The organism is Paenibacillus sp. Soil522, assembly GCF_001428245.1.
Classification (GTDB): Bacteria; Bacillota; Bacilli; order Paenibacillales; family Paenibacillaceae; genus Pristimantibacillus.
Window position 1 is genome coordinate 1 of sequence record NZ_LMRV01000046.1, and the last position, 12,057, is coordinate 12,057.

Annotated in this window: 15 protein-coding genes; 2 read left to right on the forward strand and 13 right to left on the reverse strand. The window is 47.3% G+C overall.

Translation table 11 applies throughout. The annotated features are described in order from the left end of the window. Positions 1–196: 196 nt before the first annotated feature. Both ASG81_RS15415 and ASG81_RS15420 read right to left on the reverse strand, forming a co-directional pair. The gene (locus ASG81_RS15415) at positions 197–418 is read right to left on the reverse strand and encodes a hypothetical protein (RefSeq protein ID WP_053373934.1); all 222 of its coding nucleotides are present in this window, start codon (positions 416–418) and stop codon (positions 197–199) included. Between the two features lie 125 nt (positions 419–543). Then, positions 544–1,170, reverse strand: a complete 627-nt coding sequence (locus ASG81_RS15420; protein WP_056635896.1) for a stage II sporulation protein M — start codon at positions 1,168–1,170, stop codon at positions 544–546. 208 nt (positions 1,171–1,378) lie between these two features. Between ASG81_RS15420 and pdaB the strand changes: the two genes are divergently transcribed. Further along, entirely contained in the window at positions 1,379–2,188 is an 810-nt protein-coding gene (gene pdaB, locus ASG81_RS15425) for a polysaccharide deacetylase family sporulation protein PdaB (protein WP_056635899.1), read from the forward strand. A 1-nt stretch (position 2,189) separates the two neighbouring features. Here pdaB and ASG81_RS15430 read toward each other — a convergent pair whose 3' ends face one another. Then, positions 2,190–2,813 carry a KinB-signaling pathway activation protein gene (locus tag ASG81_RS15430; RefSeq protein ID WP_056635902.1) on the reverse strand — a complete coding sequence of 208 codons (624 nt, stop codon included), beginning with the start codon at positions 2,811–2,813 and terminating at the stop codon, positions 2,190–2,192. Between the two features lie 208 nt (positions 2,814–3,021). Here ASG81_RS15430 and gerD point away from each other — a divergent pair, with 208 nt between their 5' ends. Beyond that, positions 3,022–3,672, forward strand: a complete 651-nt coding sequence (gene gerD, locus ASG81_RS15435; RefSeq protein ID WP_056635904.1) for a spore germination lipoprotein GerD — start codon at positions 3,022–3,024, stop codon at positions 3,670–3,672. 109 nt (positions 3,673–3,781) lie between these two features. Here the strand turns inward: gerD and ASG81_RS15440 are convergent, their stop codons facing one another. From ASG81_RS15440 to rpsK, 10 genes are all read right to left on the reverse strand, one after another. Continuing rightward, the gene (locus ASG81_RS15440) at positions 3,782–4,903 is read right to left on the reverse strand and encodes an Mrp/NBP35 family ATP-binding protein (protein ID WP_056635907.1); all 1,122 of its coding nucleotides are present in this window, start codon (positions 4,901–4,903) and stop codon (positions 3,782–3,784) included. A 108-nt stretch (positions 4,904–5,011) separates the two neighbouring features. After that, positions 5,012–5,800 (reverse strand): N-acetylmuramoyl-L-alanine amidase CwlD, encoded by a 789-nt coding sequence (gene cwlD, locus ASG81_RS15445; RefSeq protein ID WP_056635911.1) that lies wholly within the window; start codon positions 5,798–5,800, stop codon positions 5,012–5,014. Between the two features lie 130 nt (positions 5,801–5,930). Then, positions 5,931–7,097, reverse strand: a complete 1,167-nt coding sequence (gene sat, locus ASG81_RS15450) for a sulfate adenylyltransferase (protein WP_056635914.1) — start codon at positions 7,095–7,097, stop codon at positions 5,931–5,933. Between the two features lie 32 nt (positions 7,098–7,129). Continuing rightward, positions 7,130–7,825 carry a phosphoadenylyl-sulfate reductase gene (locus tag ASG81_RS15455; protein WP_056635918.1) on the reverse strand — a complete coding sequence of 232 codons (696 nt, stop codon included), beginning with the start codon at positions 7,823–7,825 and terminating at the stop codon, positions 7,130–7,132. 178 nt (positions 7,826–8,003) lie between these two features. Continuing rightward, entirely contained in the window at positions 8,004–8,396 is a 393-nt protein-coding gene (gene rpsI, locus ASG81_RS15460) for a 30S ribosomal protein S9 (RefSeq protein WP_056635921.1), read from the reverse strand. A gap of 20 nt (positions 8,397–8,416) precedes the next feature. Then, complete coding sequence (gene rplM / locus ASG81_RS15465) at positions 8,417–8,854, reverse strand: 50S ribosomal protein L13 (RefSeq protein ID WP_056635924.1); 438 nt, start codon at positions 8,852–8,854, stop codon at positions 8,417–8,419. Positions 8,855–9,036: 182 nt separating this feature from the next. Further along, complete coding sequence (gene truA / locus ASG81_RS15470; RefSeq protein ID WP_056635927.1) at positions 9,037–9,789, reverse strand: tRNA pseudouridine(38-40) synthase TruA; 753 nt, start codon at positions 9,787–9,789, stop codon at positions 9,037–9,039. Between the two features lie 380 nt (positions 9,790–10,169). Next, positions 10,170–10,535, reverse strand: coding sequence for a 50S ribosomal protein L17 (rplQ, locus tag ASG81_RS15475; protein WP_056635929.1), 366 nt, complete (start codon positions 10,533–10,535; stop codon positions 10,170–10,172). A 45-nt stretch (positions 10,536–10,580) separates the two neighbouring features. Beyond that, positions 10,581–11,525, reverse strand: a complete 945-nt coding sequence (locus tag ASG81_RS15480) for a DNA-directed RNA polymerase subunit alpha (RefSeq protein ID WP_056635932.1) — start codon at positions 11,523–11,525, stop codon at positions 10,581–10,583. Positions 11,526–11,651: 126 nt separating this feature from the next. Next, positions 11,652–12,047 (reverse strand): 30S ribosomal protein S11, encoded by a 396-nt coding sequence (gene rpsK, locus ASG81_RS15485; protein ID WP_053373921.1) that lies wholly within the window; start codon positions 12,045–12,047, stop codon positions 11,652–11,654. Positions 12,048–12,057: the final 10 nt, after the last annotated feature.

Consider the following 12,057-nt stretch of genomic DNA (forward strand, 5'->3'; position numbering starts at 1 on the left):
TTGCTCATTACTTTTTATCGCTTTTTTCGCTTATCCCGAAGGATTTGCGAGGCAGTTATTACTCGTTGTTCAGTTTTCAAAGAGCAATCTTTTCTTTCGTGTCATCCGCGTTTGTCTCAGCGGCGACAAGAAATAATATATCACAGGGGCCCAATTAAATGCAACCCCTTTTTAAAAGTTTTTAAAAAAACTAGATTTATCGGTATGAACGTGCGTTTAGCGCATAGCGCGACAGTTCTTTCGGGGAGGCAATACGGGCATACATTCGGAAGATGATTTTGTATCTTCGTGTGATGGCTTGCTTAATATCTCCATCTAACCGGGAGTCGTTCAGGTCAAGCAGCATTTCATCCAATTCTTTGCGAAGGACGTAGTCGAGTTCTTTGCATTCTTTATCGTTGAACAATATTCCGAGCATAGCCGTGAGTGACCTCCTTTAGTTGTAAAGCGCAACTAGACCATTCATAACGAACAAAAAGCAACGTCTCACGCTAATGCGTTTCGACACTGCTTTACTGTTATGCTCAAATATTGGAAAATTTATTACATTTCTATTAACCAAGTTGTAATTGTACTTTCGATAACCGATGCAATAAGCAGTATTATCGTCAAAATAACCATTACAGGTACGGTACGGATAACAAAGCTTTCAAGCTCACGGGCTAATCCGGCTGATGAAGATCTAGCGAATATAAGGGAGCTTCCCGCTTTTAAGACGTGCACTCCAAAACGCATGCCATACGCGCATGCTATAATAATGGCCGGAATTTCCAAGATACCGTGCGGCAGCAATCCTTTTACAATAAGCTCCATCACATATCCGCCGCCATGCAGCTCTGCGCTCTCCTTCAGCAAATAACCGATCAGCATCCCGTTCACGACAAGGAAAAGGAATGGCAGGATTCCGAACAAAGCGCCTAAATAGATAACCAGTATGGATTTAATCGCATTGTTCAAAAAAATAATAACAATCATCGTTAACGTTGGATTGCTCGATTTATCGATCATATCGGCAAGCTGGCCGAGTCCCTTTAACTGCTCATTCAGAAATACTTTGAACGCCGGGTTCGTTCCTCCAATAACCATGCCTGCTAAAAACAATATAGAGCCAAACGCGATATAAGGTTTCATTTGCTTGAAATGATCCCAAATCAACCGCCATTTAAACATTTTATTTCCCTCCGCAGCCTATAAGTTTCACAACATAGATGAATATCTTTGTTGTACGAGCATAGATTGTACTACAAGCGTAAATGACTGCAGCCTTCCATGGAGGCAAAAGCTCGTTTCGCGGTAAAAAGATAAGCGAAGTATAAAGGTCGGATTTATACTTTCTTATCTTTGTACAAGCTTCCATTAGAGAGGAGTGCCCTTCCCGATGAACGTTTTTTATGTTTTGAACGGACGTAAGCTGAAAAGGTATTTTCTGATTGCCATCGCGGTTGTCTTCTCCATCGGTATCATTTATGCCGAACGCGACAACATCACAGTGTTCGCTCCGCAGCAGCCCGCTGCCATTTACAGTGTGCCCACTGACAAAAAGGTTGTTGCCCTTACCTTTGACATCAGCTGGGGCGAGAAACGAACAGAGCCCATTCTTAATGTGCTAAAAGAAAAGAACATTAAGCAGGCTACCTTCTTCTTATCTTCACCTTGGACCCAATCTCATCCCGAAATCGTCAAAAAAATTCAAGAAGCCGGTTTTGAAATTGGCAGCCATGGCCACAAGCATGATAATTACAGCAAGCTTAGCGATGAAGAAATTCGCAAGCAAATCATGACCGCACATACCATTTTATCCGACGTGACCGGAAAACAGCCGAATTTGATCCGACTTCCTAACGGCGATTTTGACAAACGGGTACTGCGCATTGCTGAAGAGCTTCAATATAAGGTCATCCAATGGGATACCGATTCACTCGACTGGATGAACATCGGCACAGACAAAATCATTAACCGGGTCGTTACGCGCGCCCACCCTGGCGACATTATTTTGTTCCACGCAAGCGATTCCGTTAAACAAACGCATGAAGCCCTGCCGGTAGTCATTGACCAGCTCCGTGAAAAAGGCTACGATTTCGTAACCGTATCCGACCTGATCACACAAACCGAAATCGACGGCAAAGCTGTGCAGGATAAGACGACGTCTACATTCCCGCAGCTCGATGCCGCCGAATTAAATAACTAAGCTATACGACCGGCTTTGCAGCGATTACTGCGGAGTCGGTTTTTTCTTTTTTGACCAGACGATGCATCATCATAATTTGGTATGCATTGCAAACGAATAATGGAACCATCATAAAGATAATGGCGGAAACGTTCGTTTCCCCCTGCAGCGCAGGCCATGCTTCGATAAATGTAATGACGAACATGAGAAACATCGTTGGGACAAAGGCTGTTTTGTTCGTTTGTTTAACCTTAAACCATGACACAACCGCGGAAAGTACAAGCAATACGGACGGCAGCGTCCAGAAAAACCAATTGTTCATGCGCTGCTCGTACAACAAATAGCCAAGTCCCGCAGCAGCGAATACTGTCGTGTAGCCCTGCAGAGCATTCCACAAATATTTTTTGCCAAAAACACTAAGGGCAATATAGTTTAAAGTTAAATAAGCGAAAAAGCCCATTTGGCTAAAGGCACCGATCATTAAACCGACCAAGGCCATCATTAATGCATTAAAGCCAACCGCTTTAAAGCCTAAAAAACCGAACTCCGGATCAACCCAAGCCATGACCGCCCCGGTTACCACGCAAGCGAGCGCCCCGATAATCATGCCGCTCCAAAATAAAAAGAACCACTTTTTTAAATTCACGTTCCTTATCCCCCTGAATACCGATAGCGGCGATAAATTGCTTCCGCATTACCCTTTATTTTACCACGTTCACAACAAAAAGCTAACGGCTCTCCATGATAATACGGTGAACAATGCGCATAATAAGATCATGATTCATCACTTTTAGAACGATTTGTTTATCCTCATGAAATACAGAAGCACTGACATAGAAGGGAGCATACGAAAAATGCGCAGAAGGTGGGCTTTATTGTCGGTAATCTCAGCATTGATGTTTGTGCTTACAAGCTGCGGTGCCGAGCAGTCAGGAGGAAATGAGCAGGTCAGCTATAAGGATTTAAAATCGATGGTTATTGATATTCTTAAGACGGGTGATGCCCAAAAGGCTTTGCAGGAGTCGTCAATGCAAATGTCCGGCTACAAATCGAAGCTGCTATCGATACAAGATCAGGAAGAAGTACGCCTTGCAGTCAAGGATGTGCTTGTGTCGCCTCAATACGATAAGGTCATCAAGAAACTTATGGTCGATCCCCGGTTCGCAGGGGAATTTGCAAAAGCTGTCAACAAGCAAAATAAAGAAATTCACAAAGAATTGATAAAAGATCCATCGTATCAAGCGGAATTGATTAAAGTGATGAAAAATCCGGAAATGGACAAAATGATTCTTGAGGTGCTGCAAAGCACGCAATACCGCAAGCAAGTCATGTCACTTATGCAGGATTCCATGCAAAATCCGTTATTTCGGCTAGAGGTACTTGAACTGCTGAAAAAAGCGGTTCAGGAGGAACTTAAACCGAGCCCTACAGAGAAGGTTGAAAAGAAGAAAGAAGAGGGAGAAGAAGATAGCGGTGATCAAGAACAAAGCGATTCGGGTATGTAGCATATTTAAAAGCTTATCGTTTTAAAGCAAAAAAGCCTGAACAGGTTGTCCGCTAAAGCAGCTTTGAACGCTGCAGCGGACAATCGTTCGGGCTTATTTTATACTTTCATTAACCGCCGCATTTACTTAATACGCGATCCGCCAATTCCAAGTACAGCTTGCCTGTTTCAGTATCCTCTTTGTAGACGGATGGAGCAAAGTCAGGCTCAGACACATGGTTGTCGGGCGCGCCTAACGGAATTTGCGCGAGCAGATCGGCATGAAGCGTCTCTGCAAGGCGGGCGCCTCCACCCCGGCCAAATACATATTCCTTCTCGCCGGACGTCGTAGATACGTAATAAGACATGTTTTCGACGATTCCGATAATCTCATGCTCGGTCTTGATTGCCATAGCTCCTGCCCTTGCCGCTACAAAAGCAGCGGTGGCGTGCGGCGTTGTTACGATAATTTCTTTGCTTTGCGGAATCATCTGGTGTACGTCGAGCGCAACGTCTCCCGTTCCCGGCGGCAGATCAAGCAGCAAGTAGTCAAGCTCGCCCCATTCGATTTCTTGGAAGAAGTTGCGCAGCATTTTGCCGAGCATCGGTCCGCGCCATACGATCGGACTGTTGTCTTCTACGAAAAAACCCATCGACATGACCTTTACGCCGAATTTCTCGATCGGGATTACCCGTTCATTCACCACTTCCGGGCGCTCCTCGATGCCCATCATATCGGGCACGCTGAAGCCATAGATGTCGGCGTCGATAATGCCGACGCGCTTGCCCCTTCGGGCTAAAGCTACCGCCAAATTGACGGTCACCGTCGATTTGCCGACGCCGCCTTTGCCGCTGGCGACGGCGATGAACTGCACTCCGCTGCGAGGGTCCAGCAGCGGATTGGCAAGGCCCGCCCCGTGGCCCTGTACGGGCGCGGGGCCGCCAGCTTTACCGGCATCGGCGCCAGCCGCAGCCGATGCTCTAGCTGCCGCAGGCGGCGGCGCAGACGCGCCTGCGCCCGCGGCTGGCGCTGCCTCGGCCCGAAACCGGAAGTGCACGGTTTCGCCGCCCAGGCGCGCCAGAGCCTCGCGGAGCGAGGCTTCCAGCGCAGGCTGCGCAGCCGCGCTAGCCCCAAGGACCGTCATCGAAACCTGACGGTCCCGAACCATTACATCGCGGATGGTTATTTCATCCGCCTTATGCTGCGCCGTCACGGATTCGACGGCCTCAATCACTTGCTCGCGTGTCAACATAGTATGTGTCCCACCTTTATGTAATTAATGCAATATAATAGCCATTATAGCACAGGAAGCCGATCCACCAAGTCGCTGACGAGTTGCTCCGCTCTTGCAATCACAGTATCACTTTGTCGTTACTTCGTCCTGCAGCACATTTCCGCTAAGCTTTTCCCCTGCTGCATATCTCAGTACGCCATTATATATCGATGCGGCCACCTGTCTTTGGTACTCGGCATCCGCAAGCCGCTGAGATTCGCCCGGATTAGACAGAAAGCCGACTTCAACCAAAGCCGTCGGTATACTGTCAATCGCCTTCAGCACATACACATCCTTAACCGTGGCGGCAACTCGGGTCGTATTTTCCAAATTGCGCTTAATCTCATTTTGTATGAAGGTAGCGAGAATCCGGTTATCCGGATGATTCGCGGGGTCAAAAAAGGTTTGCGCACCTGACCATTTCGTCGACGGTATGCTGTTCATATGTATGCTTATAACAGCTGCGGGCTTGCTTTCTTTAATAACCGCCACCCTCCGTTTCAAATCCTCCGTCTTTCGCTTGCTGTAGGCTCTAGCGTCACCCGTAGCGAGATCGTAGTCGCCTTCCCTCGTCATAACGACGATCGCCCCAGCCTGCTGCAAATAATCGCGTAAATAAAGCGCAATGGCCAAATTCAAATCCTTTTCAATAACCCCCTGCTTGCTGACCGCGCCTCCATCCACTCCACCATGACCGGCATCAATCGCGATCGTCTTCCCGGACAACGGCAGCGTCCAATAGGACCACGTTTTTGTCGATGGCATCGAATGGGTAAGCACCAAGCCCGTCAAAACGACTACAAGTAATCCGATTCCGATTCGGATTATTCCTTTATACGTCAACCAAATGACTACATGCCGACCGATTCGGCGCATAAAAAAACCACCCCGTTCCCATCAAATGAATAAGCGGCATCATTTGGCTCAAAATAAACCAATGGCACACTTTCATTTATATGGGACGAGATGGTCGTTTATGAGACAATCCTGTAAGGATGTATTTGAATTAGCCTACCGGCTGCTCGGACATACCTTCGATAAGAATTTTAGCAACCTCTGGACGGGAGAACTCAGGCGGCGGGCAAACGCCGTCACGCAGCAATGCGCGAACCTTCGTACCCGAAAGCGTCAAGTGATGCTCCTTGTCATGCGGGCAAGTTTTCGATGTTGCCATGTTGCCGCACTTCGTGCAGAAGAAGCTGTGTTCGAAGAAGAGCGGTGTAATGCCGAGATCTTCTGCTGGAATCGTTTTGAGCAGATCCTGCGCTTCGTAAGTTCCGTAGTAGTCGCCTACGCCAGCGTGATCGCGTCCAACGATAAAGTGCGAACAGCCATAGTTTTTGCGGACAAGCGCGTGAAAAATCGCTTCACGAGGTCCTGCATAACGCATAGCAGCCGGGAATACGCCGAGGAATACACGATCATTCGGATAGTAGTTATCGAGCAGCGCAAGGTAGCTCTTCATCCGTACGTTCGCAGGAACGTCATCCGATTTCGTTTCGCCAACGAGCGGGTTAAGGAACAACGCATCAACGATTTCCATTGCCGTCTTCTGAATGTATTCATGCGCGCGATGAACCGGATTACGCGTTTGGAAGCCAACGATTGTTTTCCAGCCCTTTTCCGCAAAAATACGGCGAGTTTCCGACGGGTCAAAATAAAACTCTTCGAACTTCTCAGGCTGCGGACGGTTCAATACCGTAATATCGCCGCCTACGTTTGTCGTGGAACGAGCAAACAGCTTTTGAACACCCGGGTGCTCAAGATCGTCCGTTTTGAAAACGTTGACTGCTTCAACTTTATGATCAACGGTATAAATGCTGTCGATGTTGATAATCGCGTAAATCACGCCATCTTCACCGACTAGCGCCGCACGCTCGCCAACGGATAATTCAGCTGCCTTCGGTTCTTCTACGGCAAGCGTGATCGGAATGCTCCATACCAATCCATTTGCTAGACGCATATCCTTCACAACCGATTGATAATCCGCTTCGTTCATGAAGCCGGTCAATGGGGAGAATGCGCCTACGCCGATCAAATCAAGGTCAGAAATGGCCCAAGTATTGATCGTGATTGATTTTAATGCTTTTGCTTCAGCCAGTAATGCTTCACGTTGTTCGCCGGCAGCGACACGGTTAACAAGTACGCCGCCGTGCGGTAGAATTTGACTCATTTTTGTATCCTCCTAAAGTTGCTTATAGCAGCTTATTTATGCAATCCGCATTCTGTTTTTTCTTGTCCGGACCAACGACCCGCACGCGGATCTTCGCCTGGCATTACTTTGCGCGTGCATTGCTCGCAGCCAATGCTCGGGTAGTTTTGATCATGCAGCGGATTATAAACAACATCATTCTCACGGATGTAATTCCATACATCTTCAGTTGTCCAATGAGCGATTGGATTAAACTTTACGAGACCGAATTTTGTATCGTACTCAATTTTTTTGGAATTTGCGCGCGTAGGAGCTTGATCGCGGCGAATACCGGTAATCCAAGCCTCATATTTGGACAAAATATGAGTCAAAGGCTTTACCTTACGGATGTTGCAGCATGCGTTCGCATCAGATTTCCACAGCTCTTCGCCAAACTGCGCTGCTTGCTCCTCGGGTGTAATTTCAGGCTTCACTTCAACGAAAGGAATTCCCGGGTAACGCTCTGCCATACGATCGCGCGTCTCATAGGTTTCCTTGAAATGAAAATCGGTGTCCAAATAGAAAATATCCGTTTTCGGGCTGACTTTTTGCAGCATGTCGACTAGCACGACATCCTCTGCTCCGAAGCTGCATGCGAATGTGATATTAGGGAAAGTTTCAACTGCAAACGCAATAATTTCTTCCGGTGTTGCGTTCTCGAGCTCAACTTCCTTTTGCCTGATAAGCGCTTCTTTTTCAAAAAGGTTCATGTTTATACCCTCCGTTTTTAAATCCTAGTAAGTTAGTCTGTAATAAAATTATACGTCCTGCGCGGTCAATGTTCAATAATAAGTTTTCACCAAAATGAAATAAAGTTTTTGGAATTTTTAATTCTGACACAAAAAATGCCCTCTCTGGTTGGCAGAGAAGGCACTTGTCGTATAAATATTAACGTTTCGAGAATTGTGGAGCGCGACGAGCCGCTTTAAGACCGTATTTTTTACGCTCTTTCATACGCGGATCACGTGTCAGGAAGCCTGCACGTTTTAGAGCCGGACGGAATTCAGGGTCTGCTTTAAGCAGAGCACGGGAAATACCGTGACGGATAGCGCCTGCTTGACCGGACATGCCGCCGCCGTTAGCGATTACAAGCACATCGTATTTCGACAATGTGTCAGTAAGGTTAAGCGGTTGTTTTACGATCAGCTTCAGCGTTTCCAAACCAAAATATTCATTAAGGTCGCGTTTGTTAATAATGATTCGTCCTTCACCCGGCACAAGACGTACACGTGCAACAGAGTGTTTACGACGACCGGTTCCATAGTATTGCACTTGAGCCATGAAACTTGTCCTCCTCTTTATTACCCGCGAAGTTCGTAAACTTCAGGGTTTTGTGCTTGATGTGGATGTTCCGCACCTGCGTATACTTTAAGTTTAAGCTTCATTTTGTCGCCAAGACGGTTCTTAGGCAACATGCCGTGTACAGCCAGCTCGATAACGCGCTCTGGTTTGTTTTTGATCATCTCATGTGCCGGAGTAGCTTTCAAGCCACCGGAGTACATGGAGTGACGGTAGTAAATTTTGTCCGACATTTTTTTACCTGTCAGATGGATTTTTTCAGCGTTGATAACAACAACGAAATCGCCTGTATCAACATGTGGCGTAAATGTCGGTTTGTGTTTGCCGCGGATCAGGGCAGCTACTTCACTCGCCAAACGGCCAAGCGTTTTGCCTTCCGCATCAACGACGAACCATTTACGATCAACTTCAGTTGATTTAGCCATATAGGTGGTACGCATGGATGATCCTCCTTAATTACATACATTAATCTTTTTTATAACAACGTAAACGTTGGTTTGTTTATTCATTGTTGATTGCCAAGTTTGTGACGATCTCAGTCGGGGCTGTGGGTTAGCCACTTCGAAAGCACAAGTTATATTCTACTATAAAGTATAGGTAAGTGCAAGTAATTTATAGTGGTTTATTCATGTTTTTCGCTGGAATAGTCAACATCTATCAGCATCAATCCATGCGGCATTGCCGTTGGACCTGCGAGCGATCTATTTCGACCCTCCAGAATGCTTTTTATCTCAGATGATGCCAATTTTCCTTCGCCAACCCATAGTAATGTTCCCATAATAACTCGAACCATATTGTACAAAAAACCGTTGCCTGTCACGTACATATGCACGATCGGGCCTTCCTGCACAAAGTCTGCTTCATAGATCGTGCGAATATGATGAGGCTTGGTTGAATGTATCGATGTAAACGAGGTAAAGTCATGCTCCCCAATAAGGTAGCTTAACCCCTCCCGCATCGCCTCAACATCAAGCGGCGTCGGATGATGAAAGCGGTACTGTCGTCCAAATACGTCAGGAAACTTTCCGGTATCTATCGTATAGCGATACGTTTTGCGTTTTGCGGATCTTCTTGCATGAAAATGCTCCGGCACGTCGAATGCTTCGATGATGACGATGTCCTTCGGCAATCGCGTATTAAGCGCGATCGCCCATCTTTCCGTAGGAATCGTAGACTCCGTGTAGAAATTGAACATCTGCCCCTGCGCGTGCACTCCCGCATCCGTGCGTCCCGAACCGATAATAATGGTCGTTTCGCCCGTAAGCTTCTTAATGGCCTTCTCTATTTCACCCTGAACCGTTCTGCCGTATGGCTGCGTTTGAAAACCGTTAAAGCCGGCCCCGTCGTAGCTGACCTTTACGCAAATATTCCTCAACCTGTTCCCCCCTTTTACTAAGGGGATTCCTAAGCCCCTGCATCCCCTTTATAAGGAAGACCTCGAGAACTTCCGCCCTCTGGACACCCGGGAGGTGCCGTACAAGCTCATCTGTCGCTCCCTGGTCACTTTTACCTGTAACAGCCGCTTTCGTCCATTACACCGCTTCTATGGCCTCATGGACACGCTTAAGCGTTAGACGAACCCGTAAACAGGACAATGAACTAAAGCAGCTTCCTGCAAGCAGGCAGCTTAATAGCAGTAACAGCGAACAGCAAATAAAAAAAGGTGGCCGCAAGGGTCCACCCTTTTCTCTACGTATAAGCTTGGACAAGGTTTAACGCTGTGGACAAGCTTATACCTTTTCGATTGTATTGCTACTACGCACGGTCAACCAATTCCAGGTAAACCATAGGCGCAGCATCGCCGCGACGGGGTCCTAGTTTTAGAATACGCGTGTATCCGCCTGCGCGCTCCGAGTAACGGCTAGCCAGTTCGGAGAACAGCTTTTGAATAGCGTCTTGTTGTCCGTCAACGGACTCGCGACGTACATAAGCAGCTACTTGACGACGAGCAGAAAGATCACCTTGCTTCGCTTTAGTGATCAGCTTCTCAGCGATAGAACGAACTTCTTTCGCTTTAGCTTCAGTCGTTTGAATACGCTCATAAAGAAACAAGTCAGTAACGAGGTCACGGAACAAAGCTTTCCGCGCACTAGCGTCACGTCCCAATTTTTGATATGCCATCTTGTTTTCCCCTCCCTTGCTCTTTTGTCTACACTAGTTGGTTTACTACTCTTCCTGACGAAGGCCCAAACCGAGCTCTTCAAGCTTCTCTTGAACTTCCTCAAGCGATTTACGGCCCAGGTTACGAACCTTCATCATGTCCTCTTCGGATTTCGTGATCAGCTCTTGAACGGTGTTGATGCCTGCGCGCTTCAAGCAGTTGTAAGAACGGACGGAAAGATCAAGTTCCTCGATCGTCATCTCCAGAACTTTCTCTTTCTTATCTTCTTCCTTCTCAACCATAATTTCCGCGTCTTTGGCTTCATCGGTTAATCCAACGAACAAGTCCAAATGCTCGGTCAAAATTTTAGCGCCGAGGCTTACAGCCTCTTCCGGTCTAATACTGCCGTCAGTCCACACTTCAAGCGTTAGCTTGTCGTAGTTTGTTACTTGACCGACACGCGTATTTTCTACGCTGTAATTTACACGAGTAATTGGCGTGTATATCGAATCAACGGGTATTACCCCAATCGGTTGTTCGTCCTTCTTGTTGCGGTCCGCTTGCACGTAACCGCGTCCCCGATTAGCAAAAACCCGCATATGGAGCCGCGCGCCGGAGGCCAAGGTTGCGATGTGAAGATCAGGGCTTAAAATCTCGACATCGCTGTCCGCTCGAATGTCGCCCGCTGTAATATTCCCTTCGCCATCCGCGTCGATTTCCAACACCTTTTCTTCATCGGAGTGGATTTTCAACGAGAGGCCCTTCAGGTTCAAAATGATCTCGGTAACATCCTCAATCACTCCGGGAACCGTAGAGAACTCGTGAAGCACTCCATCGATTTGAACCGAGGTTACTGCTGCACCCGGCAACGACGACAACAAAATTCGGCGAAGCGAATTTCCAAGCGTCGTGCCATATCCGCGTTCAAGCGGTTCGACGACAAAACGTCCGTAAGTTCCCTCATCATTCAGTTCTACGGTCTCGATTTTCGGCTTTTCGATCTCAATCACTAATAGTATCCTCCTTAAAACGTCGCTCCGTTACCTAACGTTAGTTTAAGCCAAATCTTGTAGTATGCCAAACCTTCACAACCATTATTCACAAGTTGTTGTTATTTGATACCACATCGGATCCAACTATACGCGACGACGTTTCGGCGGACGGCATCCGTTGTGAGGAACTGGTGTTACGTCTTTAATGAGGTTAACTTCCAATCCAGCAGCTTGAAGCGAACGAATCGCAGCTTCGCGGCCAGCGCCTGGTCCTTTTACCATCACTTCGACGGTTCTCATGCCATGCTCCATTGCTGCTTTTGCAGCTGTTTCAGCAGCCATTTGGGCTGCGAAAGGCGTGCTCTTACGTGAGCCTTTGAAGCCCATGTTACCGGAGCTTGCCCATGAAATCGCATTACCGTGCGGATCCGTGATCGTAACGATAGTATTGTTGAAAGTCGAGCGAATATGCGCAACGCCCGTCTCAATATTTTTCCGGTCGCGACGTTTCGTACGAACGACTTTTTTTGGTTTAGCCATTGTCCATTAT